General features: G+C 51.3%; 27 protein-coding genes and 1 pseudogene. 23 read left to right on the forward strand and 5 right to left on the reverse strand.

The features are described from left to right. Positions 1-221: 221 nt before the first annotated feature. The 5 genes from ACESZP_RS00005 (at position 222) to ACESZP_RS00025 (ending at position 5,001) form a co-directional block, all read left to right on the forward strand. Positions 222-698, forward strand: a complete 477-nt coding sequence (locus ACESZP_RS00005; RefSeq protein ID WP_499707630.1) for an RNA polymerase sigma factor — start codon at positions 222-224, stop codon at positions 696-698. Positions 699-805: 107 nt separating this feature from the next. Next, positions 806-2,242: a DUF4367 domain-containing protein gene (locus ACESZP_RS00010; RefSeq protein ID WP_499707631.1), complete on the forward strand. Its 1,437-nt coding sequence runs from the start codon at positions 806-808 to the stop codon at positions 2,240-2,242. A 142-nt stretch (positions 2,243-2,384) separates the two neighbouring features. Further along, positions 2,385-2,819, forward strand: coding sequence for a MarR family winged helix-turn-helix transcriptional regulator (locus ACESZP_RS00015; protein WP_349163940.1), 435 nt, complete (start codon positions 2,385-2,387; stop codon positions 2,817-2,819). A 1-nt stretch (position 2,820) separates the two neighbouring features. Then, positions 2,821-3,597, forward strand: coding sequence for a sulfite exporter TauE/SafE family protein (locus tag ACESZP_RS00020; protein WP_499707632.1), 777 nt, complete (start codon positions 2,821-2,823; stop codon positions 3,595-3,597). A 198-nt stretch (positions 3,598-3,795) separates the two neighbouring features. Then, positions 3,796-5,001 carry an ROK family transcriptional regulator gene (locus tag ACESZP_RS00025; RefSeq protein WP_440323016.1) on the forward strand — a complete coding sequence of 402 codons (1,206 nt, stop codon included), beginning with the start codon at positions 3,796-3,798 and terminating at the stop codon, positions 4,999-5,001. Between the two features lie 209 nt (positions 5,002-5,210). Here the strand turns inward: ACESZP_RS00025 and ACESZP_RS00030 are convergent, their stop codons facing one another. Beyond that, on the reverse strand, positions 5,211-6,725 hold the full coding sequence (locus tag ACESZP_RS00030; protein ID WP_499707633.1) for a PucR family transcriptional regulator: 1,515 nt from the start codon (positions 6,723-6,725) through the stop codon (positions 5,211-5,213). A 272-nt stretch (positions 6,726-6,997) separates the two neighbouring features. Here ACESZP_RS00030 and ACESZP_RS00035 point away from each other — a divergent pair, with 272 nt between their 5' ends. The 4 genes from ACESZP_RS00035 to ACESZP_RS00050 all read left to right on the forward strand — a co-directional run bounded on the left by ACESZP_RS00035 (position 6,998) and on the right by ACESZP_RS00050 (position 10,750). Further along, positions 6,998-8,218: a hypothetical protein gene (locus ACESZP_RS00035; protein WP_349163936.1), complete on the forward strand. Its 1,221-nt coding sequence runs from the start codon at positions 6,998-7,000 to the stop codon at positions 8,216-8,218. Between the two features lie 14 nt (positions 8,219-8,232). Then, positions 8,233-9,222 carry a glycine cleavage T C-terminal barrel domain-containing protein gene (locus tag ACESZP_RS00040; protein WP_440323015.1) on the forward strand — a complete coding sequence of 330 codons (990 nt, stop codon included), beginning with the start codon at positions 8,233-8,235 and terminating at the stop codon, positions 9,220-9,222. Between the two features lie 10 nt (positions 9,223-9,232). After that, complete coding sequence (locus tag ACESZP_RS00045; protein ID WP_440323014.1) at positions 9,233-9,994, forward strand: SDR family NAD(P)-dependent oxidoreductase; 762 nt, start codon at positions 9,233-9,235, stop codon at positions 9,992-9,994. Positions 9,995-10,126: 132 nt separating this feature from the next. Further along, positions 10,127-10,750 (forward strand): SDR family oxidoreductase, encoded by a 624-nt coding sequence (locus tag ACESZP_RS00050; protein ID WP_499707923.1) that lies wholly within the window; start codon positions 10,127-10,129, stop codon positions 10,748-10,750. A gap of 68 nt (positions 10,751-10,818) precedes the next feature. Here the strand turns inward: ACESZP_RS00050 and ACESZP_RS00055 are convergent, their stop codons facing one another. From ACESZP_RS00055 to ACESZP_RS00065, 3 genes are all read right to left on the reverse strand, one after another. Continuing rightward, a complete protein-coding gene (locus ACESZP_RS00055) occupies positions 10,819-11,688 on the reverse strand; it encodes an SDR family oxidoreductase (RefSeq protein ID WP_499707634.1) in 870 nt (289 codons plus the stop codon). Between the two features lie 66 nt (positions 11,689-11,754). Then, entirely contained in the window at positions 11,755-11,967 is a 213-nt protein-coding gene (locus tag ACESZP_RS00060) for a hypothetical protein (protein WP_022221317.1), read from the reverse strand. A gap of 115 nt (positions 11,968-12,082) precedes the next feature. Beyond that, positions 12,083-12,295 carry a hypothetical protein gene (locus tag ACESZP_RS00065; RefSeq protein WP_499707635.1) on the reverse strand — a complete coding sequence of 71 codons (213 nt, stop codon included), beginning with the start codon at positions 12,293-12,295 and terminating at the stop codon, positions 12,083-12,085. Between the two features lie 219 nt (positions 12,296-12,514). On the opposite strand from ACESZP_RS00065, the gene ACESZP_RS00070 reads away from it, so the two are divergent. Further along, complete coding sequence (locus ACESZP_RS00070) at positions 12,515-12,889, forward strand: hypothetical protein (protein ID WP_499707636.1); 375 nt, start codon at positions 12,515-12,517, stop codon at positions 12,887-12,889. Between the two features lie 57 nt (positions 12,890-12,946). Here ACESZP_RS00070 and ACESZP_RS00075 read toward each other — a convergent pair whose 3' ends face one another. Beyond that, positions 12,947-14,308 carry an MATE family efflux transporter gene (locus ACESZP_RS00075; RefSeq protein WP_178040115.1) on the reverse strand — a complete coding sequence of 454 codons (1,362 nt, stop codon included), beginning with the start codon at positions 14,306-14,308 and terminating at the stop codon, positions 12,947-12,949. Positions 14,309-14,811: 503 nt separating this feature from the next. On the opposite strand from ACESZP_RS00075, the gene ACESZP_RS00080 reads away from it, so the two are divergent. From ACESZP_RS00080 to ACESZP_RS00140, 13 genes and pseudogenes are all read left to right on the forward strand, one after another. After that, positions 14,812-15,066 (forward strand): hypothetical protein, encoded by a 255-nt coding sequence (locus ACESZP_RS00080; RefSeq protein WP_349163928.1) that lies wholly within the window; start codon positions 14,812-14,814, stop codon positions 15,064-15,066. Between the two features lie 99 nt (positions 15,067-15,165). After that, positions 15,166-15,405 carry a hypothetical protein gene (locus tag ACESZP_RS00085; RefSeq protein WP_178040113.1) on the forward strand — a complete coding sequence of 80 codons (240 nt, stop codon included), beginning with the start codon at positions 15,166-15,168 and terminating at the stop codon, positions 15,403-15,405. Between the two features lie 49 nt (positions 15,406-15,454). Further along, a complete protein-coding gene (locus tag ACESZP_RS00090) occupies positions 15,455-15,715 on the forward strand; it encodes a hypothetical protein (RefSeq protein ID WP_178040112.1) in 261 nt (86 codons plus the stop codon). A gap of 202 nt (positions 15,716-15,917) precedes the next feature. Then, positions 15,918-16,286 carry a BlaI/MecI/CopY family transcriptional regulator gene (locus ACESZP_RS00095; protein WP_178040111.1) on the forward strand — a complete coding sequence of 123 codons (369 nt, stop codon included), beginning with the start codon at positions 15,918-15,920 and terminating at the stop codon, positions 16,284-16,286. A 2-nt stretch (positions 16,287-16,288) separates the two neighbouring features. Further along, on the forward strand, positions 16,289-18,490 hold the full coding sequence (locus ACESZP_RS00100; RefSeq protein ID WP_499707637.1) for a M56 family metallopeptidase: 2,202 nt from the start codon (positions 16,289-16,291) through the stop codon (positions 18,488-18,490). A 103-nt stretch (positions 18,491-18,593) separates the two neighbouring features. After that, positions 18,594-19,136, forward strand: a complete 543-nt coding sequence (locus ACESZP_RS00105; RefSeq protein ID WP_178040109.1) for a histidine phosphatase family protein — start codon at positions 18,594-18,596, stop codon at positions 19,134-19,136. Positions 19,137-19,139: 3 nt separating this feature from the next. After that, on the forward strand, positions 19,140-19,343 hold the full coding sequence (locus ACESZP_RS00110; protein ID WP_178040108.1) for a hypothetical protein: 204 nt from the start codon (positions 19,140-19,142) through the stop codon (positions 19,341-19,343). A gap of 15 nt (positions 19,344-19,358) precedes the next feature. Next, on the forward strand, positions 19,359-19,517 hold the full coding sequence (locus tag ACESZP_RS00115; RefSeq protein WP_178040107.1) for a DUF7737 domain-containing protein: 159 nt from the start codon (positions 19,359-19,361) through the stop codon (positions 19,515-19,517). A gap of 10 nt (positions 19,518-19,527) precedes the next feature. Continuing rightward, on the forward strand, positions 19,528-20,199 hold the full coding sequence (locus tag ACESZP_RS00120; RefSeq protein WP_178040106.1) for a response regulator: 672 nt from the start codon (positions 19,528-19,530) through the stop codon (positions 20,197-20,199). Positions 20,200-20,202: 3 nt separating this feature from the next. Next, complete coding sequence (locus ACESZP_RS00125; RefSeq protein WP_178040105.1) at positions 20,203-21,603, forward strand: ATP-binding protein; 1,401 nt, start codon at positions 20,203-20,205, stop codon at positions 21,601-21,603. 271 nt (positions 21,604-21,874) lie between these two features. Further along, positions 21,875-22,321, forward strand: a pseudogene (locus ACESZP_RS00130) (PepSY domain-containing protein); the annotation flags it as partial. A gap of 132 nt (positions 22,322-22,453) precedes the next feature. Further along, positions 22,454-22,936 (forward strand): GNAT family N-acetyltransferase, encoded by a 483-nt coding sequence (locus ACESZP_RS00135; RefSeq protein ID WP_499707638.1) that lies wholly within the window; start codon positions 22,454-22,456, stop codon positions 22,934-22,936. A gap of 153 nt (positions 22,937-23,089) precedes the next feature. Then, positions 23,090-23,296, forward strand: coding sequence for an alpha/beta-type small acid-soluble spore protein (locus tag ACESZP_RS00140; RefSeq protein WP_178040102.1), 207 nt, complete (start codon positions 23,090-23,092; stop codon positions 23,294-23,296). Positions 23,297-23,344: the final 48 nt, after the last annotated feature.

Raw genomic sequence — 23,344 nt, forward strand, 5'->3', positions numbered from 1 at the left:
AAAATACAGGAAAGCATCCATGTGTTGCTGTGCCTAATTCATAAATCAATGTGTCCAGGATTCTGGGTACATATCAGATTCGGACAGCCGTTTTTTGATATAATACAGTGAAAATAAATTTTTTCCGGATGCATGCGACCAAACCCTGTTCCCATGCATCTAATCTATGTAAAGCAAAAAAAGCGCGCAACCAGACAACCAAAGCCGGCGGGAAGGAACCTATGAAAAAAGAAGAACTGGGAGAATTAATTGTGGCATCGGAGGATGCCATGTACCATGTGGCCAAGACGCTCCTGTACAACGACGCGGACTGCGCCGACGCCATCCAGGAGGCCATCGTAAAGGCATTTTCCAAATTAGATACATTGAAAAAGGACGTTTATGCGAAAACCTGGCTTATGCGGATTCTGATCAATGAATGCTACGGCGTCATGCGGCGGGAAAAGCGCGTCGTATCCCTGGAGGAGTACCGTCAGGAGGAAAAGACGGAGGAGCAAAAGGATTACTCAGAGCTCTATGAGGCTATTTACCGGCTGCCGGAGGAGATGCGATTAAGCGTAACTCTCTACTATCTGGAGGGCTACAACGTGCGGGAGATCGCGGCTATGATGGAGACTACCGAAAGCGCCGTGAAGAACCGCCTGGCCCGGGCCAGACAGCGGCTTAGAAACGAACTGGCCGAGCGGACAGCGCAGTAAAAAGGGATGGGATACGGAGCAAAGGTTCTGCACAGACAGAAAAACGCATGGAATTCATAGAACATTTGTCAATAAATTTTAGTAAAAAGAAAAGGACGGAGCAGGGTATGAAATTAGAAAATATGAACCGTGATTTCCCGAACATGCCGGAGAGCATGCGGCAGATGATCGAACAGGAGATAGAAAAGCAGCTGGCAAAACCGGATGTGCTTCCCGGAAATCGAAAAGCCGGACGCCACATTCTGAAGAAACGGCTGGCCGTAGCGGTAGCCGCCGCTACACTGGCCCTCGGAACCACCGTGTTTGCAGGCGTGCTCTACGGACTGAAAAATAACCAGGTGGGAAAGTACGCTTACGAGACAAAGCAGGAGCGTCAGGACGGCGCGCAGGACAGCGCAGTGTCCGCCGCAGACGAACAGCACTATGTGAAGATACAGGCATCCTACCTGCCTGACGGCATGGTACAGACCGAGGAGGGCAAATACAACTACCGGGATGGCCGGGGCGGCGTGACCATGGGCTGCTATTACATGGATACCGGAGATACTTCCTTTGAAAAACTCAGCTACAACGTGACGGAAAAAGAAGAACGGAAGGTCAATGGGCGCGACAGTGTCTATCTGAAAACCGCGCTGAATGCCTACAACCAGAGTCTGTACGTGACCTATCCGGAGGAGCATCTGGTACTGGAAATGCTGATAAGCTCTGATGTATCAAAAGAAGAAGCCCTGAAAATCGCTCAGGGCGTAACCGTAATGCCGACAGAGGAGACCACCGGGGACGATGTGCTGCTCTGCTACAACTGGAGCAGCTATCTGGAAGCAGAGAAAGCGAATGCCCTGGCAGAGGAAAGTACGGATTCGGTAGGAATGACCTTTTCCAAAAAGCTGCTGGAAAAAGCAGAGAGTATCGGCGCGACCATGGATATGGAAAACAACAGCCTGGAGAAGCTGCCGGGTCTGACCGCGAAGGTGACGGATGTACAGGTGGCTGATAACAAAAACATCCTGCCGGAGGGCATGCTGGACACGGACGCAGCCACCGCCTTTGACGCAAATGGAAACCTGAAGAGCAGCACCATTTCCTACATCAGGGAAGGAGACGGTGTCGATACCCTGGCTCAGGTAGTAAAGACGGAAAAATCCGAAAATAAGCTGGTCTACGTGACCATCGAATATACCAATACCGGAAGTGACACACTGACCGATATCATGTACAACGGTTCAATCCAGCTTCTGGAGTCCAAAGGCGACCAAGCAAGCGTATGGCATCGGGAACTGGAAACACCCGCTGCAGGTGATGAGTGGGACTATGTCGTCGAGGAAGGCCTGATGCTGACTGCTGAAGTCGGCGCCTACGACGTCCACGGCGGTGAGCGGGGTAATAACTACATCGACACATTGAAGTCCGGCGAGACCGTTACGGTCCATGCGGCCTTCGCGGTTCCTGCAGACAAGCTTGGCGAAATGTATCTGAACCTGGACAATACAGGGGATACCGAGAGTGCGCTGGAGAATGGCTGGATGGTGGATATCCGGAAGTAAAACAGTTATAAGTAAAGATTGGGATATGAGAGAAAAAAGATCGGAATCCGTTTTTCCGGTCTTTTTCTCTTGCATTTATCGCTCTCTGTGTTATAATAGTTCAAAAATGAACTATCCAAAAAAGAAATAAAAGGAGAATGAAATGGTTACGGAAATTGAATTTCCAAGGAAGCTCCTTCTGGCCTACAATGCCATGTGCAAGCCTTTATGCAAAAAGCTCGGTCTTCCGCAGACAGCCTTCGACATCCTGATGTTCCTGGGTAATAACCCGGAATATCGGACTGCCCGTGATATCGTGGAGGTGCGGGATATCAAGGCAAATCTGGTATCAGTCAACGTGGAGCGGCTGGTGCAGGAGGGGTATCTCAAGCGCCGAAGCGTAGCAGGGGATCGGCGAAAAACAGAGCTTCTCTGCACGGAAAAGGCGAAACCGCTCATCAAAGAGGGGCGGGCAGTACAGCTGGCTTTTGGCGAAAAGCTGTTTGCGCAGGTGGATGAAGAAACCCGTAGGGTGTTTGTGGAGACCCTGGACAGCATTGGAAAGAACGCAGAAGAAATCTTGAAGGGAGAACATTAAAATGAAAATCTTACTTACTTTTTTTGTGACATTTTTTGCCGGCATGGGAGCAGGTCTTGGAACCGGGTTTGCCGGTATGAGCGCAGCGGCGGTCATCAGCCCCATGCTGATTACATTCCTGGGAATGGAGCCCTATATGGCGGTAGGCATCGCCCTTTCCTCGGACGTGCTGGCCAGCGCCGTATCCGCTTATACCTATAAGAAAAATGGAAATCTGGATGTGAAAAACGGTCTGATTATGATGGTCAGTGTGCTGGTATTTACGGTGGTGGGAAGCTGGGTATCCAGTCTGGTGCCGTCCACGACCATGGGAACCTTTTCTGTCTTTATGACATTCCTGCTGGGCATCAAATTCATCGTGCGGCCGGTTATGACCACGAAGGAGGCCATGCAGGGCGTATCTGCGAAGAAGCGGGCGATTCAGTCCGTGGTCTGTGGTATCCTTATCGGCTTTATCTGCGGCTTCGTGGGCGCAGGCGGCGGTATGATGATGCTTCTTATCCTGACCTCGGTGCTGGGCTACGAGCTGAAGACAGCGGTGGGAACCAGTGTGTTTATCATGGCCTTCACAGCATTTACCGGAGCGGTATCTCATTTCGCCATCGGTGGCACGCCGGACTGGACGGACTGGATTCTCTGCGTGATCTTTACCCTGCTCTGGGCGCGAATCGCGGCGGTGTTTGCCAATAAAGCGACCCCGAAGACCCTGAACCGGGTGACGGGTGTGATTCTGGTGATTCTCGGAATCGTGGTTATGGCATTTTCCATGTTTGCGTAAAAAAGAGAGTGAATTCGGTACAAAAAAGTCCTCGGAGCAGCTTCGGGGACTTTTTTTGTGCTCTTTAGTGTATTTGTAAAATGAATTTACTTTTATCTTGACAAATAGTAAGAGCAATGTATTATATAAATAGAGATAAAGTAAAACTGTTTTATGAATACAGATAGAGAAAAGATATTTACTTGGGAGGCAGCTTTTATGCCGAAAACAGGAGTCAACAACACAAGACTGAAGCAGCAAAACCGGGGGCTGATTCTCCAGCTTATCGCCACGGGGGAATGCAGTTCGCGCATCGAGCTGGCGCAGCAAACCGGGTTGTCAAAAATGACAGTGACCTATATCGTCAATGAGTTTCTGGAGCAGGGAGTTCTGGAAGAACGGGAAAAAATGCAGGTGGATGGAAAGGGACGTAATCCGATTCAGCTTTGTATTTCCCACAGGGCGCCGAAGCTGATTGGTGTGCATATTCATCGGGAACGATGCAGTGTTTTTCTCTGTGATATGCATTTGCAGGTTCTGAAAAAACTGGAATACCAGATGAACGAAAACGTGGCGGAAGAGTTTTTCCCTCATATATTTCGGTCGATTGATGAGATATTGGATACATTTCCGGAGGAAAAGATTTTCGGGATTGGAATTGGCTCCATGGGACCGGTGGATACGCTTTATGGAGAAATTCTGACGCCCATCGATTTTTATGGACTTCATGATTTGGAAGTGAAACGAAAAATTCAGACGCGATATCATCTGCCGACATATTTTGACGGAGAATGTAATTGTGCCGCGATTGCGGAAAAGTATTACGGCAGTGGCAGCGACTGCGATGATTTCCTTTATGTGGGTCTGGGAAATGGCGTGGGCGTGGGAGTAATCGTAAATGGAGAGTTGTACAAAAACGGGACCGGTATGATTTGTGAACTGGGCCATACCAGCATTGACTGGAATGGGATTCCCTGCGACTGCGGAAACAGAGGCTGTCTGGAAAAATATATATCGAGTGATATCATAGAGAGAAGGCTTATGGAAGCTACGGGCGATGGGAAACCCTTTGCAGCCTTCTGCAGTGAGATGGAGGACGCGCTTGTAAAAAAAGAAAAGGGAATGGAATGGACAGAGCGGGAAAAAAAGATGGATGTCATCTTTTCGGATATGACAGAAAAGCTTGCATGTGGTCTTATCAGTTTTTGCAACAGTTTCAATCCGCAGAGGGTCATCATAGGACATGAGGGGTGGTGGATTCCGGATTATTATCTGCTGCAGGCAGAAGAGATTCTGAACTGTCGTCAGATATTTCGAAAATATCGTAAGATTCCGATTGTAAAGGCATTTTTCGGAACGGAATCTACAAGGATTGGCTGTACCGGCGCGTTGCTGACGGCAATTTTTAACGGAGAGTTAATTTGAATTTTTTATATAAGAGGAGGATTTTAACATGAGAAAAATCAAATGGGGCGTTATGAGACGAGATTTGTCAAGGGTATTTTTTCATAAAAGAACGCCCTATGCAAAATCTGAACCGAACAGTAAAAGCGGACAATAGGCAAAACGCCCCTATGTAGGAAAACAAACTACATAGGGGGTGTTAGAAGAAAAATGCAAGGTTCATCTTTGCCTTAATGCGATTGATTCACCCGATTTTGCTCCAGCTCGGCTCTGAGAATGATACCGAGGGTAAGGCAAAAGTCAGGGTCTTTCAAGTTGCAGCCGAGCATTTGTGTGATATGAGCGAGGCGGTCTAAGAGCGTCGAACGGTGCAGATAGAGCGCTGCCGCCGTTTTGGTAACGGAAAGATTGTTGTCAAGGTAGACGCGCAGCGTCTCCAGATACGAGACCTGCGAGCCCTCGTCGTGCGCCTTAAGCTTTTTCAGGCCGTCCGGGTAATAGACCCACGAGGGCCGGCCAGCCAACGCACCGGACAGGAGCTGGAGCAGCAGATAGTCCTGAAAATAGAATACAACGCTGCTCTCGTCCCGCGAAAGCCCGTTTTGCAGTGCGCTGGACGCCTGAAACCACGCCTGATTCGTCTCATACAAATTGGAAAACACGCTGGAAACACCACAGACCAGTCCCAGCCTGTCCAGCAGCGGCAAGAGCTGCGCCGTTGTTTCCCTTTCTGCCTGTTCAGCGGGCAAAAATGCAACGACAGCACGTTCATATTCAAACGCCATTGCGCCGGGATGCCGTTCCTCCAGAGCGGCGGAAAGATAAGCGCCGGGCAGGAAAGTTGCGCCGGCCTTCGGCTGGAGCCGGACACAGACCCAGTCCGTCTTCCCATTTTCCTGGCTGAGCGCCCGCCGCAGCTCAAAATCGACCGGCTGCCCGGCAATGACGCTGCGCAGCGCACGGCGGACGGCGGAACGGGTACTTGCCAGGACAGGATTCTGCTGGATGGCCTGCCGCAGGAGCTTGGCAAAGAAGACAGCAAGCGACCGATCAGACTCCCGCAGCGGCCGGAACGCCTCAAACACCGTAAGACAGCCGAGGTATTCCTCCTGATCGAACACATTGACCGACAACGTTCGCGTATTTTGCAGTTCCAGCAGGAGCGGCTCGTGCACATGGGTAGAAAGATCATGCAGGGACAAAAATGTCGCCATTTTCTCTGCGTCGAAGGTTTCGGTGTCTAATCGGATGCCGAGATCCTTTTGAAAATATTCCTCATCCGTAACCGCTAGGTAACGGAAGTCTGAGCCAATGAGCAGCACTGGATTTTCAAAGACGCCCCGGCTAGCCGTCAGCATTTGCGGCAGACCCGCTCCATGGCGGAGGATGTGCCATAGTTGTTCTTCCCATGCTTCATACCGATCAAAAATGTGCTGCACTAGATTAAACACGCGGAAAATATCCGTGTCGGCTTCGATGACGATCACGCTGCACCGGTTATAAAATGTCGTCAGATTCCAGTGCTGCCCGAGGCAGACGAGGCACACATTCTCGTTCAGCGACGGATGCACGGGCAGATGATCGGCGGAACAGACGTAGACGCGGTTTTTCTCAAAGGTCTGTGATTGGTCGAGATAAAATTCCGGCCGGATCAGCTTTAATTCCTGGCTGCCAGCACCGTGCATCTCGACGGCTTTCAGTTCCTCCTTCAACTTCCAATAGAGAATATCCGCGCACAGCTTCATAAGCAGTCCCTCATTTCAAATTTTTGTTCATTTTATTATATTTCGACTGCTCCTGACTGTCAATGCATAACCGTACAATTTAAATGGTTATGCATGTGAATTCGCGTTAAAATTGCTGTTTTGCACAAAAATCACACCTGCAAATTGTATGACTTTCCAGTATACAAAGTGAACGATTGCAAGCTGCAAAAAACAAACTTTTTGTAGGATTTTCGCTGTGTGTCCAGCGGCTTATAATAGATGTATCGTAAAAACAAAATAGGAGGAATACCATGCTGAAAGAAAAACTGGATTCCAGGAAATGCTTCGCGACCGCGTGGGGCAAGCTCATCACAGAGGAGGAAGCCTACCGGCAGCTGAACCGCCAGATCGCCGCCATGACCGCCAACCTTTTCCAGGTCATGCGGATTTTCGAGCCAAGCTGGGAAAAACGCACAGAAGCCATCTGCGACATCGCCAACATGATGAATATGGCCGTCGCGGGAACCCCGGAGGAACAGAAGAACTATGTCAACGCTTCGCTCTATGAAGCCTTCAACATCCCGGAGCTGTGCGAAAAGTCGAGCTGGCTCGGCGGCATCACCGGCGACTCCGGCGATGAGTGGGAGAACATGGCGGGCCGCGTCGTGCAGTTCACGCGCAACCGTGTGGAAAAGGAGCTCGACACCTGTCCGTGGGACATCGTCGGCAGTGAGCTCTGCAACATGACGACCAGTATGTTCACGGCGAACTTCGACCTCGCGTCCTCCAAGGGCACGGAGAACGAGGTCGCGCTCAACATGTGTCAGGCCCGAGGCTGCGGCAACAAGCACTGCCGCGTCGTCGCGGAGCGCCGCGACGTGTACGGCCTTCCCAAGCAGGGATGGCTCGACCACATGCAGCAGCCCGTCGACCCCATCCACGACACCCCGCGCGAGCGTATGGTCAAGGAAGGCCAGTGCCTGCGCAACGGGCAGTACACGCAGAACTTCGGCGAGGAAACGTCGCTCGAAAAAGCGTACCACTGGGTCGCGCAGATGGGCTGGGTCTGGTCCATCCAGTTCCCGATGATGGCCATCAAGGACATGGCCCCCGATGAAGACGAGTTCCTGCGCGTGTTCCGTATCGTCTTTGCGACTGCCGGCAAGAACCAGTTCATCGATCCGTTCGCCAAAGAGGGCCTGCGCAGCTACCTCGGCGTGCCACACGAGATGGACGAGAACGACGGCCGGATCCTCGGCGGATATATCCGCTATATGCTCGACGTGCAGCAGGTGCCGTATGAGATGGTGCGCTGGACGAAGGACGAGACATGGATCAAGGTCAAATCAGAGGACTTCACTGCACGCTATGAGATGGCGCCGCTCGACGAGCTGGTCGACGCCTACGAAGCGCAGTGGAACGGCGCGGCAAAGACGCTCGTCAGTCCGGAATGGTCCTGCGTCATTGAGGACCGTGACGAGGAAGATATGCTCATCAAGGTTATCCGCAAGGAAGACCTGCGGATGCTGTAAGGAGGTGCGGGAATATGCTGTTTAAGGAAGACAAAGTTGCGCGCGCCGATGCCGAAGCCATCCGCAAAGGGGTCGGCTTCTACCGCTGGACGCACGATCTGGTGGAGATCACCGGCAAGGACGCACTGGAAGTCCTGCAAAAAATTTATATCAGCGACATTTCTAAGGTCGCCGTCGGGCGCTCGAAATACACCGCCTCGCTGGACGAAAACGGCGAGATCATCGACGACGTGATCGTTATGCACATGGCGGACGGCCTGTATTGGGTCTCCGACCTCTACGGCCCGCGCCTGCTGCCGTGGATCGAGCAGCACAAGGGAGAGGCTGATATTCACGCGAAGATCATCACCTACGACTGGGATATGTACGCCGTGCAGGGCCCGGACAGCCTCAAGGCGATGAACGCCATGCTGGACGCGCCGGTCGACGACCTGAAGCGCTTCGGCATCTGTGAGCGGAAGCTCGGCGATATCCCCGTTTATATCCACCGCTCCGGCTTCACCGGCGAAAACGGATATGAGATCTACTCCGCATTCGACAAGAGCGCGGAAGTTCACGACTTGGCGCTGAAGGCAGTCGCGTCCGTCGGCGGCCGCGAGCTGCAGACGCTCGAGGTCTACGTCCGTTCCATCCCGATGGAAAAGGGCTTTGCACTGAAGCAGGACTTCAAGCATTTAAGCCCGTATGAGTGCGGTCTCGGCTGGGCGGTCGCCGCCGACAAGGACTTTATCGGCAAAGAAGCGGCGCTGGCACGGAAAGAGCACCCGAAATACCGTATGGTCGGTCTGGAATTTTCCCGCGAATCGACGGAGGATATCTCCATTTGGGAGCGTGTGTACTGGTACGGCGTCGAGGTCGGCCGCTGCGCGCAGACCATCTACGGCTATACCGTGAACAAGAACATTGGCTTCGCCACCGTCTGCGCGGACGTGCCCGACGGCGCGGAGCTGACCGTCGGCTGCAACGATTCGCCCGCTGTTGTCGTAAACAAGGTTTTCTGCTGAGGAGGACATTATGGGAAGATTAGATGGTAAAGTCTGCATCGTGACCGGCGCTTCCGCCGGGATCGGGCGCGCCACGGCGGAGCTGTTCTGCCGCGAGGGCGCGAAGGTCGTGGCGGTCGCCCGCCGCGAAGAACGCCTGAAGGAGTTGGCCGAGGAATGCAAGGATGCTCCCGGTGAAATGACGTGGTACGCGGGCGACGGCGGCGACCCGGCGGTAGCCGTGGGCATGGTGAAAAAGGCAGTCGAGACGTTTGGACGGCTGGACGTTGCCGTCAACTGCGCGGGCGTGATGGACGACAATACCGCCATTGCCGATATGTCGGATGAAATGCTGGAAAAGACGTTCCGCATCAACACGTTCGGCCTGATGTACGGCCTGCGCGAGGAATGCAAACAGTATCTGGCACAGGGCGACGGCGGTGTAATCGTCAACATCTGCTCCGTCGGCGCAACGCACCAGACCGCGGGCGCGGCCTACTGCGCGAGCAAGGGCGCGGTGCTGGCGGCGACGAAGAACACGGCGTTCATGTACATGGAGGAGGGCATCCGCTGCAACGCGCTCTCGCCCGGCGGCGTCGTGACCGATATTCCGCTGGTCATGCCGCCCGCCGACGAGTTCGGCTTCGGCAGGACCAGCAAGCTGCTGGAGTTCTCCGGCGAGCTGGCCATGCCGGAGGACTTGGCAGATGCGATTTTATTCCTTGCCAGCGACCAGTCCCGCTATGTGAACGGCGAAGAACTCAAATGCGACGGCGGCTGGACGTGCTTCTGAAAGAATACAAACGAAAACACAGCACAGGCGGCCTATACAGAGCCGCCTGTGCTGTATCCAAATCAGGGAGGTCACACATGAAGAAAACAATTACGGTCGTGACAGGCGGTCACGGCGGCATGGGAAAAGGCGATCTGTAAGGAACTCGGAAAAACGTCCGTGATCGTGCTGGCGGGGCGCAACCTCGCAAAGATGGAAGCGGCAAAAGTGGAGCTGGACGAGCTTGGCGTGGAGAGGCACCTTTGCAAAACGGACATCGCGGATCGCGCGCAGGTGCAGGCGTTGGCAGAGTTCGCCGCTTCCCTCGGTGACGTGACGCAGGTCATCCATACCTCCGGCGTCTCGCCGAGCGACACGGCGACGGAAAATATTATCCGTATCAACGCGGCCGGTACGGTCAATATGGTCGAGGCATTCTATCTGGTGCTGGCCGGGGGCGGCGTGATGATCAATTTCTCCTCCGTCGCTGCCTACACCATGCCGCAGACAGACGAGTGGTCGCAGGCGTTTGAAGCATGGAATGAGCCGGATTTCTATGACCGGCTGCTCACGCCCATGCACCAGAAGCTCATCGACAATCAGCCGGAGACGGCAGAAAACCAGCTCGAGCTGATCCCCGCCGGGCGCTGGGGGCATCCGTATGAGATGGGCGCACTGACGGCGTTCCTCTGCTCTTCCGGGGCCGGATACATCAACGGCGTGGACATTCTCGCCGACGGCGGTCAGAACGCCGGGGTTTTTGTCCCGCAGATTTGACAGGCACATAAAACGGGCGGCGCTCCAATCGGAGTGCCGCCCATTTTGAAGGGATGAACCGGGCAAAATCAGTTGGGTGCGGCGTCCAGCGCATCTGTTTCCCAGACGCTGCTCATGCCGTAGTCAAAATAAATGATCTGACCACTCATATAAGAGAAGATCTGACTGCCGATGGCGACCAGAGGATAGCCCATTTCCTCCGCGGTTGCCCAGCGACCGTTCCAGCTGTCCAGAAAAATCGCCTCAATGACGGCCTTTCCCTCGGCTGCGTCGCCGTTTGGCGAGGTGTTCCGGTTAAACTCATCGGTCAGTCCCGTGATCGTATTGCCGGGATTGATGGCATTCAGGCGAATTTTGCGGTCGATGTATTCCGGCGCGTGGACTTTCATTTTGACATACGTGCACAGGCACTGCTTGGAGAAGACATAGCCGTTCTGAATGACATCAGGGTGCGCGGCATACCAGTCGAGCGCAGCCTCATAGCTCGGGGCATTTACGACTGCTGCGCAGTCTGCAAAGGCATCCTGCCAGCCAAAGCCGCCGGTCGAGGCGATGATATTGACAGAGCCGTTCTCCGCAATTTTTGGCAGCGTCTTTTCTAGCAGATATTTGTGAATGAGGAAATTGACCTTCTGCACCTCCAGCGCATTGGAGGCATCCGCTTTCAGCGCGATACCGTGGCAGAGGAACATGGCATCGATCGTTTCCGGCAGCGCATCTGCAAGCGCATCCAGATCCGCCTTGACGCCGAAGTCGGCGTACAGCTCGCCTGCGACTGGAAAATCCAGCTTACTGTGCCGCCCGTTGCGGCGGCAGATCGTATAAACGTTTGCCCCGAGCTCCTGCAGCAGCCGTGCCGCAGCCAGTCCCATGCCGGAGTATGTTCCGGAAACGACAACCGTTTTTCCCTCATATCCAAACAGTTTTTTCAGATCCATATTGTTTTCCTTTCATGCAGCATACAAAAAGGAGCCTGTGGTCAGGCTCCTTTTTGGCTTCGGTAATTACTCGATCGCCTGAAGCTCCTTGTCCAGCTCCTCCAGATGGGGCTGCAGGAACGCCGACTGCGGGAAGCTGGCGAGTTTGCGCAGCGTCAGACCGCCGACGAGCTTCATCTGCGGGTTCTTGGAAGCATCAGGGCTGTACTTGTCCAGAACAGCTGCTGCAGCCGGATTCTTCAGAATGTCCTTTACCTTGCTGTCGAGAGAAAATGCCATAATGAGTACCTCCTTTTTCTTATTCATTGATAATATTATACAAAATATTTCAGAAAACAGCATCCCGCAAAGTGCAGGATTTACAGAGATGCCGTCCCGACAATTTGACGGGTGTCTACAACGAATCACCATCAGCGTTGATTTGACATTCATGGTCAGGTTCGCAAACATATCCCCACATAGGCTTCTGTGCGTTATCGTCGCACCATCTTGTGTAGGCTTCATAGATCGCCTTCGAGCTGGCTTCGCTGTCAGCCTTGAAACGGATGTAGCCCTCAGATTGCAGAAACTCGATCACATTGTTGCTGCTACGTTTGACCGTCTCCATGTTCTCTCTGGCCTTACCTGAAATGCTGAACCGATAGTTGTTCCCAATCAGCCGGTGCAGCCCCGCCAGACACCATATGAAAACGCGCTGGAAGAAAACCGCTGATTTCCGTGTTGGGTCGGGGATGTGGATACCGAGGTCAAGGCTGTCGGCAACACCCCAGAGATCGGCGAGAACGGGAACTGGTTTATCGACGGCGAGGATACGGGCTATCCGGCCGTGGCCAGGGACGGTGTCACGCCGACTGTCGGTGAGAACGGCAATTGGTGGCTGGGTGACCTGGACACCGGGGTTCCCGCCAAGGGCCAGGACGGCGAAAAGGGAGAAGACGGCAAGGACGGCACGGTTGCTGCCGGAATCGACGGCGCGCAGATCAATGAGGAGGGCGACCTGATCCTCACTCTGGCCGATGGTACCACCATCAATGCCGGACGTGTCCGGGACGATCAGGACAATTCCGAGCCGGAAAATACAGAAAGCACGCCGCCTGCCATCGGTGCAAGTACGGTCGTGGCCATCTGTCTGGCAGGTGCTTCTCTGCTGGGGATCGGGATCACGCTTACGATCCTCCTGATCCGGAAGCGCGGGCGTTAAGGAAATAAAACAGTAACATTCGGGGCGTTGCAGACGAACTGCAACGCCCCGCTTCTTTTATGCACTCATCCATTTTCCCTTCCAGGTATACAGAATCATCAGCACCATACCCAGCGCCCAGGAAAACGGGTACAGGATGTAGACGCCTTCGATCCCATGGAAGCCAGGCAGAATAAGCCGGATCCAGAGGATACGGAACAGACAGAGGGACAGAAGCAGAACCACCATGGGCGGCACCGTTTTGCCGGTTCCACGGACGGTACCCGCCAGCGCGTGAAGAATGGCAAGCAGCCAATAAAAGGGGCAGAAATACCGCATGGCGATTTGCCCGAAGTCGATGACCGTGGAATCCTTGGTGAAAAGGCTGAGAGCCGGGCGCGAGAAGAACAACAGCAGCGCGCCGGTAACGACCGTGTATACAATACACATGCCAAGGGTCACCCACATGCCCTTTTTTACGCGCTTCAGATTTCCGGCGCCGTAATTCTGCCCCACGAAGGTTGTGATCGCCATACTAAAGCTCAAAACCGGAAGGATATTGAAGCCGTCGATCTTTAAGTAAGCGCCGAAACCGGCCATCGCAGCCGTTCCGTATCCGTTGACGGCAGCCTGTACCAGAATATTGGACAGAGAAATGACCATATTCTGGATACCCGTGGGAAGACCCACCCGCAAAATCTGTAAAGCCATGAAGCCATTCAGGCGAAGCTCCGGAATATGTACCTGATAATCCGCCGGAACGCGAAGCAGGAACAGAAAAGCCAGAATACAGGACGCCGCCTGGCTCATATCCGTAGCGATAGCCGCGCCTGCCACGCCCATTTTCAAAACCGCAATCAGAAGTACATCCATGAAAATGTTCGTGAAAGCCGCGGCAGCCAGATAGAGGAGCGAACGCCTGGAATTGCCGGCGGCGTTCAGAATACCGGCCATCATATTGTAAAGAACATTAAAAACCATGCCGCCGGAATAAATCCGCAGATAAAGCACGGCGTCCTCCAGCACCTCCTCCGGCGTATTCATCCAGATCAGAAGCGGTCTGGTGAATCGAAGCCCGCCGATGGTCAGAAGCGCTCCTAGGATCAGGGCCACTGTGACAGCTGTATGAACGGCAGTCCGCACATGCTCCGAATCCCGCGCCCCAAGATATTGAGAAATGATAATGCCCGCGCCCACAGAGGCTCCCTGGCTGAACGCAATCAAAAGATAGATCAGCGACGCTCCCGCGCCAACCGCGGCCAGCGCATTGCTTCCCACACAGTTTCCCACGATAATCGAGTCCACCGCATTGTAAGTTTGCTGTAGCAGATTACCCAGAATCAGCGGAATGGAAAATAAGAATATATTTTTAAGAATACTGCCTTCGGTCATCAGCATCCCGTGCTGCCCGGAGGATTTTTTCTCTATGGTTTCAGACATGATAAAGCCCCTCTCTTTTGTAAAACAGATACCTATGTCAGTATAGGCTTATCCGGTTGGAAAAGCAAGGATAAGAATAGAAATCCGCCTTGGATTGTGGAAGCTGCTTAATGAAAGCGGCACAAAAATGGTGGAATGTACAGAAAACAATTATGAAAAGCGAAATATAATTGACAATTTCAGATGGGTCAAGTATCATGAAATTACAAATACAGTGGGTAAAATAAGATATGGATGACAAGGAGTTGTCTGATTATCGGGAGGAAAGTAAGATGGAATTTACAGTTTTTCTTTACAGAATATTAGTCGTTGCAGTGTGCGTATTTTTTGTATTAGGCGTTGTGTTTTATTTCAAGGGAAGAAAAACAAAAAGCTATAAAAAGAGTCTGACCTGTTTTGGCATCTATATTGTGACGAATGTGGTTCGGCTTATTTTGGAAAATCATATGTAAATGGTAAAAGTTATCCAAGGAAATATCTAATTTGACGGAGAGAAAGAGCCTATGTGGAATATACTGACTCAAAAAGAGCTGCTGCTCACCCTTGACATGAACCGTCAGGCAGAGGTTCGGGAGACGCTTTCCCTTCATGGAATTGATTATCGAATCCACACAAGAAATCTTCAGGGTTCAGGCCCTTTAGGTGGAGAAGCCCGAAAAACCGGAAGCTTTGGCGTCGACCAGAGCTGTACTTACGAATATAAAATTTATGTACAGAAAAATGAGTATGAGAGGGCGAAGCGACTGGTTTCGTTGTAATTAAAAATACTATCCGTGTCTGGAGCTCTATATCGTGCTGAATCTGATCCAGATTATCTGGAATATTTTAACCAAATGAAATAAAGGAGAAATTTGCTTATGCTGAAAGACGAAATCAGAACCGGAAATTTTATCACGATTCTTTATACTTTCATGTCTGCGCTGTGGACGCTTTTATCCATCTCCAAAGGCGTCTGGATTGACGCCGGAATCGGTACCTGCATGACGGTTTTCGGCCTTGCAGGGATCCTGTTTTGTAAAGATAAGCGGAATTGGCTGATGGATACGGTTGTAGTACTTGGAATTGTCGCTCTTATTGTGAGATATTTTGTTCTCTAAATAACAGATTTTTAAGCTTCAAAATGTTTTATGGATGGAGGGGATATTTATGAAGAAAAAAGAAAGTTGGATTATTGTAACGAATAAGAAAACTTACCTGCTTCTGGCCATCGCAGCCTGCATCATTCTATATCTTATCAAAGCCGCGATCAGTACTTTCTCTCTGAAAACCATGCTGGTGGCAGATTTTCTGGGTGAACTGATGGTGTGCGTTTTGATTGCGCTTATCTGCATTTACCTGTTCGTCCGGTTTAACACCTATTCCCACCTGTACAATCCGGATCATCCGAAGCCGGGAGATAAAGTATGACAGATAGGATACCCTGCCGAATAGCATTCAAAGCGGAACGTGCATATCCGAAGGATATGGAAAAATAAAGATGTTACTGAATGGTTTTGGAAATTAAAATACATATCAGATTTCAGTTGACAAAATGGTTTAAAAAGTATAGACTAAAATCAAAGGTTTATACTTTTTAAACCATTTCTCGTTTACAGAAAGGAGGCGTTTCATGGAAGACCTGATCTATATCATGACCGAGGCCGAGCAGGAGCTGGCGCAGCTTATCTGGGAGCATGAGCCGCTGCGGAGCGGGGAACTGGTGCGGCTGGCAGCGGAGCATTTGAACTGGAAGAAGTCGACCACCTATACGGTGCTTCGGAAGATCTGTGAAAATGGCATTTTCCAGAATGAGCAGTCAGTGGTCACATCCCGGATGAGTCAGGAGGAATACGCCAGACGGAAGGGCGAACGATACCTGGAGGAGAATTATGAGGGGTCTCTGCCGAATTTTGTAGCGGCCTTTTTGAAGCGGAAAAAGCTGAGTAAGAAAGAAATTGACGAATTGGCAGAACTGATTGAAGAGTACGGGGAGGATTGAGGATGGAAAAGGTATTTGGCGCGGTTTTACATCTGAGTCTGATTGGCAGTTATACCGTGCTGTTGGTGGTTCTTCTGCGGTTCCTGATGCTGAAGGTGCTGCATTGTTCCAGAAAACTGGTCTACGGGCTCTGGTTGCTGGTGTTCCTGAATTTTTGTGTGCCGACAGGGCTGCAAAGTCCTTTCAGTCTGATTCCTTCCAGGGTGGAAACCACCGCTCAGAATCTGGAAAATCGAAGCAATGAGCTGTCCGGTACGATCCATCAGCTGTCCGGTACAGGGCTGAAATCCGGAATGGAAGCACAGTTCCCGGAAGAACTTCAGGAAACACAGAAAAACAATCTGACAGGCACCGAGACAGGGATTTCCGGTCAAAGCAAGAGCACCTGGAATTGGAGTCTGATGTTCCGCATAGTATGGCTGTCCGGAATCGTATTACTGCTAATCCAGCAGACTGTTTCTACCATAAAATTAAAGGCACTTTTAAGCAAAAACCGATGTGTCAGAAGCGCTCCGAAACAGCGAATCCGGGAATACGAAAAGCTCCCGGCTCCTTTCGTATGGGGTGTCCTGAGGCCAGTTATCTGTCTTCCTGCGAACCTGGAGGCGACGGAAAAGCATTACATTCTGGCTCATGAGAATTACCACCGAAAGCGCTTGGATCCGATCTGGAAGCTCCTGTTTTTACTGGTCCGGATGCTTCACTGGTTCAATCCATGTGTCTGGCTGGCCTATGCGCTTTTCTGCCGGGATATGGAGATATCCTGCGACGAGGCAGTGCTCCAGAACAGTACCCGGGATATCCGGAAGGATTACGCTGCCAGTCTTTTAAAGTACGCTGCGAAGCAGAATGGATATGCGGTCAGCTCCCTGACCTTCGGGGAACCTTCCCTGAAAAGCCGGATTCAAAACGTGTTGCATTATCGGAAAAAGACCGTTGGAATCACTCTGATCGGAGTTATCATTCTGGTGGCGGCAGCCCTCGGTCTGCTTTTACGACCGACGACACCAACGACAGAATCCGATACGGAATCTGGAACCTCTGTGGAAACAGGAAAAACAGGTAGCGAAACGACAGCAGATCATACGATTCTCGGCAATGGCAGTGAGCTCATCGCGGTAGACGGCGAGCTCTATACCATGGATAGAACAAAGCTCTATTCCGACGGCGCGTATCTGTATTACGATTCCTGGGACGAGACAGGCGGCGTCTCCCGCATCTGGCGGCAGCCCTTTACCGCTGCAAATATGGAAATGGTTGCGGAGGGAGAACTTCTGGGCAGCACCGCGGACGGCAGCAGTCTTTACTACGATCCTGGCGATCACAGTGTCTGGGAATACAATACCGCTTCCGGCGATACGGCGCTTCTTTACCCGGGCAATCAGAATCCCATTACAAGCCTGTATGTGGATGAAAATGTGGTCCTCACAGCGGCTGGTCATTACGAGGGCAGCGCCGGATATTTCTACGGCAACTTTTACTCCTACAATCGGAAAACCGGGGAGACAACGGAGGCTTATCTGACCGACGCGCCCACCTTTGTAGTGTTGAATGATACCGTATATTATCAGAAATATTTTAACAGTCCGGACGGGGAAGACGTTCCCTACGGCATCTACCAGACGGATCTGGAATTTCAGAATGAGACCCGGACGGCACTGGATATGACCTTGCTGGGGGCAAATGAAGAGACAGGAGATCTGCTGGCAGCCGTCGAACCGGATTACTTAAGCTCCATCGAACCCGCCTATACCCAGACGGATCTGGACGCCATTTCCGTAGCCAACAGCCGGGGCTGGAATCAGGTGCTGGTGGACGCCGGAGCCGTATTTGGATACACAGACAGCGTGAATCAAACACAGCTGATCAACCTGGATGGCTTCCAATACACCGATTATGCGGACGCAGAGGTTACTTCAGTGCAGTATCAGAATGTCAGCGTCCTGGGCGATATGCTCTTTGTGCGGATGCAGCTTTTGGGGCATTTTGCAAAGGACGGTGCAGGCTTCCAGGAGTCCGTTCTGCGTGAAGTGTGGCTGAAGGTCCGCATGGATGGAAAAGGCGCGGAGATGGTGGACTCGACGATCTATTTTCCGAATGACGATACGGTAAATAATAGCGTGACAGCGGAACACGCAAACACCGCAAATACCGATTCGATGAATGAGATTACGAACATCGAACCAGCAAAAAACAAAAATTAGTTTATCGATCAGGAAGGCAGGCTCTGTCTTCCTGATTTTCAATTGAAAAAGAAATATCGCCGGGTTATAATAAAAAACAATACAAAACAAAGGAGAATCACCCATGCACACCCTCTACTTTGTCCGTCACGGACAGACCATTTGGAATGTGGAAAATAAAATCTGCGGGGCCACGGATATCGCGTTGACGGATCTGGGCCATCAGCAGGCCATCGAGACCGGAAAGAAGATTCTGAAGGAAGGCATTCAGGCGGATGAAATTCTGCATTCGCCGCTTGTCCGCGCAGCGGAGACAGCCAGGCACATCTCGGAGGTGACCGGAATCCCGGCCCGGATGGAACCCCGGCTGATCGAGCAGAATTTTGGAAAATGGGAGTCCACGCCCCGGGACGGCGCGGATTTCCGGAAGGCCAAGGAACAGTTTTTAAGCCGCTTCGAGGGTGGCGAATCCATGCTCCAGGTAGCCCAGCGGATTTACAACTTGCTGGACGATCTGAAGGCTGAGAAGGATAAGACTTATATCCTGGTGGCCCATAACGGCATTGCCCGGGTGGTGCAGTCTTATTTCTATGAAATGACCAATGAGGAATACGCCGCCTTTGGCGTCAAAAACTGCGCGTTCATGCGGTATGAATTCGAGGAGTAAGCCATGCAGATCTATGTACAGCAGAAAGCTTTGGGAAAGAAAAAGCCTCTGGCGAAGCTTCCGGTGGAGCTTCCCGATTTCGCAAAGCTGGAAACCGCAGCCGATTTTCTGCGGGAAATCGTGCTTCTGGAGGTTCAGAAATACAACGAAAAAAAGCCGGGCGAATCTATGCTTCCGTATCTGACCGAGGCGGAAATCAGCGCCTAGGCAGAGGCCGGAAAAGTGGGCTTCGAAACCATTTACAATGTGACCTTTATCGGAAACCATGCAAAGATTCACGGCAAGCTGGCCGATTACTCGGTGTATCTGGGTTCCGGCGTGGTACATGCGGAGGATTCTAAATTGAAGGATCCGTCTATTTTAAGCCAGCTTGGCAGATAGGAGGAAACGTATGCGTATATTGGTAGCCGAAGACGAACGGGATCTGAACCGGATTCTGGTTGAAAAACTGACGAGAAGCGGCTATACTGTGGATACCTGTTACGATGGAGCAGAGGCCATTCATGTTTTAGCGTATACGGAATATGACGCAGTAATCCTGGACATTATGATGCCAAAAGCCGATGGCTATGAGGTGCTTCGCAGTCTCCGAAATCAGGGAAAGGCAACTCCGGTGCTGTTCCTGACGGCAAAAGATTCCATTTCCGATCGGGTGAAGGGGCTGGACAGCGGAGCCAACGATTATCTGGTGAAGCCCTTTGCCTTTGAGGAACTGCTTGCCCGGATTCGTGTTATGACCAGAAGCTCCTATGGTCAGTCCGATCACAGACTGACGCTGGCCGATCTGGAGATGGATACGGCTAGCCGTCAGGTGACACGGGGTGGCGTGGAAATCCCGCTGTCCGCAAAGGAATATCAGCTGCTGGAATACCTGTTTTATAATCAGGGCATCGTACTCTCCAGAGAAAAGATCGAAGAACATATCTGGAACTATGATTATGAAGGCGGCACCAATGTGGTAGACGTCTATATCAGTTATCTTCGGAAAAAGATCGACGGCGGACAAAAAAAGAAACTGATTCATACTGTGCGGGGTATGGGATACGTGCTGAAAGAGGGGTGATTTATGAAGAAAGGATCCATAAGGCTGAAAATAACCGGCTGGTTTACGGCGGCGCTCTTGCTGGTGGTGTTGTTTACTTTTTTTATTATCTTTTCGGCCAATCACCGGATTCTTCAAAAAACGATCCGGGACAGCCTCATAGAAACGGTAGAGCATAATGTGGATGAAATCGAATATTACAGTAATATTGATGCATTTGATCTGCTTCACGAATCGGATCATTTTATCCGTTACGGGGACGGATATCTGGAAGTGGACGACGACTTTCTGGATGCAGTAAATGAAGTCTACACAGCGCTCTATCAGCCGGATGGAACCATGCTTTACGGGGAAAATCCCATCGCGGCAGAAACAGGAGCTCTTTCTTTTACAGACTCCTTGATCCGCACGGTGAAGAAAAAGGGCACTGTTTACTATCTGTTTGATCGGCGACTGGAGGCCGAGGGCGTGGAAGGCCTGTGGCTGCGGGGCGTGGTATCGGGAAAACAAGGGGATGTGCAGATGTCTGCGGTGATGCGTCTATCTCTGATTTTTCTGCCACTTCTGGTGCTGGTGGCATCGGTGGGCGGATACCTGATCGCCGGGCGTATGCTGCGGCCCATCCGGCAGATTTCCGATACAGCTCTTCAGATAGAACAAAGCGGGGATTTGACCCGGCGCATTGAGCTGGGACCGGGAAGCGATGAACTGCACCAGCTGGCAGACAGCTTTAACGCCATGTTTGAAAAATTGGAGAACACTTTTGAAGCGGAGCGTCAGTTTACCTCAGACGTGTCTCATGAGCTCAGAACCCCCATGAGTGTGATTCTGTCCCAATGCGAACTCTCACTGGAAAAACAGGGAGAGACATCAGAAGGCTATCGGCAGGATCTGCAGGTGATTCAGAGACAGGGCCGGAAGATGTCCAAGCTCATTCAACAGATGCTGGACTTTGCCCGCATGGAAAACGGTTCGGGAAAATACAGAAAAGAAAGACTGAACTTCAGTGAACTGGCAGCGGGTGTCTGCGAAGATATGGCTTTGATCCGGGAAAAAGGAATCCAGCTGAGCAGCCGGATTGAAAAAGAGATTTTTCTTTGTGGAAATGCCCTGTTATTGTCCAGGATGCTTGCGAATCTAATCGGAAATGCGTATCGCTATGGACGGGAAAACGGACAGATCCAGGTGACGCTTCGGAAAACGGAGAACGGCATCCTTCTTTCGGTGGAGGACAACGGCATTGGCGTCCGAAAGGAAGAGCAGGAGAAAATCTTCCGGCGCTTTTATCAGTCGGACGCTTCCAGAACCGGCGACGGCATGGGACTGGGACTTTCCATGGCCCGGGAAATTGCGCGGTATCACGGCGGAGAGATTACGCTCGAGAGTGAGTCTGGAAAAGGAAGCATTTTTTACGTCACATTTTAATCCTCTAATGTTCCTCTAATGTTTCTCTGATAAGATACAGCTATCAGAAAGAGAAAAGGAGAGAACGTATATGAAAAAAATGAGACATTTCCTGGATAATCCGAAAAAAGTGATGCTGGCAGCAGGCTGTACAGCAGCGATCTTATCTGTAGGAGGAATCAGCACCGTATATGCGTCGGGCGTTTTGGCACAGAGCTCCGGAATCGGAGAGGAAAACGCGAAAAAATTCGCATGCGCAGACGCGGGTGTCCTTTTGACAGACGCTCAGAATATGCAGGTGGAATTTGATTATGAGCGGGGACAATATGTATACGAAGTGGAATTCTTCGCAAACGGAACAGAGTATGAGTACTGGATTAAGGCATCGGATGGAGCCGTGGTAAAAAAGGAACTGGAACTGAAGGTTTACAGCAAATCGAAAGAGACGAAGCCTGTAACAACTGCGGAACCAGAGAAAAAAACAGAAACAAGTCAGAAAAAAGAAGATGAAAAACAGCCGACACAGCAGCCGAAGACGGAAGTAAAAACAGAAATAAAACAGGCTGGTGATATCGGCATGGCGAAAGCAAAGGAGATTGCTTTAAATCATGCAGCCGTATCCCAGGTTACTTTTACCAAGGCGAAGCTGGATAAGGAAGATGGAATTCTGGTTTACGAAGTAGAATTTGTAAAAGATAAGGTAGAATATGAATACACCATTCAGGCGGCAGATGGAGCAATCCTGGAATCGGATGTGGAACGGGAAGACGAGGAATATGACGACGATAATGACGACTGGGACGACGATGATGACTGGGATGATGACGATGACGACTGGGATGACGATTGATGAGAGAAAAGAGGAAGAAACATGCTGATAAGAAGCGCGACACAGGAGGATCTGGATGCTATCTCACAGGTAGAAGCTGAATGCTTCCCGCCTGCGGAAGCGGCTACAAAGGAGGAATTCGCAAAACGTCTGGCCTATTACGGAAGCCATTTCTGGCTCATGTTTGACGGCGACAAGCTTATCGCTTTTGTGGACGGCTTCGTGACCGATGAGGCGGATCTGACCGATGAAATGTATGAAAAGGCCGAAATGCACCACGAAAGCGGAGACTGGCAGATGATTTTCGGCGTCAATACCATTCCGGCTTACCGAAAAAAGGGCTACGCAGGCGAGCTCATCAAACGGGCCATTGCGGACGCCAGAGAGCAGGGCCGAAAAGGTCTGGTGCTGACCTGTAAGGATCGGCTGATTCCCTATTACGCCAAATTCGGTTTTGTAAATGAGGGCGTGTCCGAATCCGTACACGGCAATGTGGTCTGGAATCAGATGCGGTTGACCTTTTAGAAAGCAAACAGCCAAATTTTATCAGAGAAGCAAGGAACTCCCAGTGTAAAGAGCGGATTATTCCGCATAATAACTCCTGTAACAACCAATCACGAACCGCAGACAAATGGAATGTATAAAAAGATTCCCGTCTGCAGTAAGGAGGAGTTTCTTATGGCAAACAAATCTTCAAATACCGCAGCAGTACCGGAGGCAAAGGGCGCTCTTGACAAGTTCAAGTACGAGGTAGCCAGCGAGCTGGGCGTACCGCTGACCGACGGCTACAACGGCAACCTGACTTCCAAGCAGAACGGAAGCGTAGGCGGCTATATGGTAAAGAAGATGATCGAGGAACAGGAAAAGCAGATGGCCGGTAAATAAGCCCCCTGTTCAGAAAAGTTCGAGAAAACGTTTTTCAAAAAGAAACCT

This window comes from Candidatus Dorea massiliensis AP6, assembly GCF_964245105.1.
In the GTDB taxonomy this organism is placed as follows: Bacteria; Bacillota; Clostridia; order Lachnospirales; family Lachnospiraceae; genus Laedolimicola; species Laedolimicola intestinihominis.

Excerpts from the sequence above, each read along its gene's own strand:
- ACESZP_RS00055 (WP_499707634.1), bottom strand. The coding sequence starts at position 11,688 with ATGGATCTGAAAAAACTGTTTGGATATGAGGGAAAAACGGTTGTCGTT.
- ACESZP_RS00085 (WP_178040113.1), top strand. The coding sequence starts at position 15,166 with ATGCTGAAAGACGAAATCAGAACCGGAAATTTTATCACGATTCTTTAT.
- ACESZP_RS00120 (WP_178040106.1), top strand. The coding sequence starts at position 19,528 with ATGCGTATATTGGTAGCCGAAGACGAACGGGATCTGAACCGGATTCTG.
- ACESZP_RS00065 (WP_499707635.1), bottom strand. The coding sequence starts at position 12,295 with ATGGAGACGGTCAAACGTAGCAGCAACAATGTGATCGAGTTTCTGCAA.
- ACESZP_RS00020 (WP_499707632.1), top strand. The coding sequence starts at position 2,821 with ATGAAAATCTTACTTACTTTTTTTGTGACATTTTTTGCCGGCATGGGA.
- ACESZP_RS00035 (WP_349163936.1), top strand. The coding sequence starts at position 6,998 with ATGCTGAAAGAAAAACTGGATTCCAGGAAATGCTTCGCGACCGCGTGG.
- ACESZP_RS00015 (WP_349163940.1), top strand. The coding sequence starts at position 2,385 with ATGGTTACGGAAATTGAATTTCCAAGGAAGCTCCTTCTGGCCTACAAT.
- ACESZP_RS00030 (WP_499707633.1), bottom strand. The coding sequence starts at position 6,725 with ATGAAGCTGTGCGCGGATATTCTCTATTGGAAGTTGAAGGAGGAACTG.
- ACESZP_RS00110 (WP_178040108.1), top strand. The coding sequence starts at position 19,140 with ATGCAGATCTATGTACAGCAGAAAGCTTTGGGAAAGAAAAAGCCTCTG.
- ACESZP_RS00140 (WP_178040102.1), top strand. The coding sequence starts at position 23,090 with ATGGCAAACAAATCTTCAAATACCGCAGCAGTACCGGAGGCAAAGGGC.
- ACESZP_RS00010 (WP_499707631.1), top strand. The coding sequence starts at position 806 with ATGAAATTAGAAAATATGAACCGTGATTTCCCGAACATGCCGGAGAGC.
- ACESZP_RS00005 (WP_499707630.1), top strand. The coding sequence starts at position 222 with ATGAAAAAAGAAGAACTGGGAGAATTAATTGTGGCATCGGAGGATGCC.
- ACESZP_RS00045 (WP_440323014.1), top strand. The coding sequence starts at position 9,233 with ATGGGAAGATTAGATGGTAAAGTCTGCATCGTGACCGGCGCTTCCGCC.
- ACESZP_RS00090 (WP_178040112.1), top strand. The coding sequence starts at position 15,455 with ATGAAGAAAAAAGAAAGTTGGATTATTGTAACGAATAAGAAAACTTAC.
- ACESZP_RS00080 (WP_349163928.1), top strand. The coding sequence starts at position 14,812 with ATGTGGAATATACTGACTCAAAAAGAGCTGCTGCTCACCCTTGACATG.
- ACESZP_RS00100 (WP_499707637.1), top strand. The coding sequence starts at position 16,289 with ATGGAAAAGGTATTTGGCGCGGTTTTACATCTGAGTCTGATTGGCAGT.
- ACESZP_RS00105 (WP_178040109.1), top strand. The coding sequence starts at position 18,594 with ATGCACACCCTCTACTTTGTCCGTCACGGACAGACCATTTGGAATGTG.
- ACESZP_RS00075 (WP_178040115.1), bottom strand. The coding sequence starts at position 14,308 with ATGTCTGAAACCATAGAGAAAAAATCCTCCGGGCAGCACGGGATGCTG.
- ACESZP_RS00040 (WP_440323015.1), top strand. The coding sequence starts at position 8,233 with ATGCTGTTTAAGGAAGACAAAGTTGCGCGCGCCGATGCCGAAGCCATC.
- ACESZP_RS00025 (WP_440323016.1), top strand. The coding sequence starts at position 3,796 with ATGCCGAAAACAGGAGTCAACAACACAAGACTGAAGCAGCAAAACCGG.
- ACESZP_RS00125 (WP_178040105.1), top strand. The coding sequence starts at position 20,203 with ATGAAGAAAGGATCCATAAGGCTGAAAATAACCGGCTGGTTTACGGCG.
- ACESZP_RS00095 (WP_178040111.1), top strand. The coding sequence starts at position 15,918 with ATGGAAGACCTGATCTATATCATGACCGAGGCCGAGCAGGAGCTGGCG.
- ACESZP_RS00060 (WP_022221317.1), bottom strand. The coding sequence starts at position 11,967 with ATGGCATTTTCTCTCGACAGCAAGGTAAAGGACATTCTGAAGAATCCG.
- ACESZP_RS00135 (WP_499707638.1), top strand. The coding sequence starts at position 22,454 with ATGCTGATAAGAAGCGCGACACAGGAGGATCTGGATGCTATCTCACAG.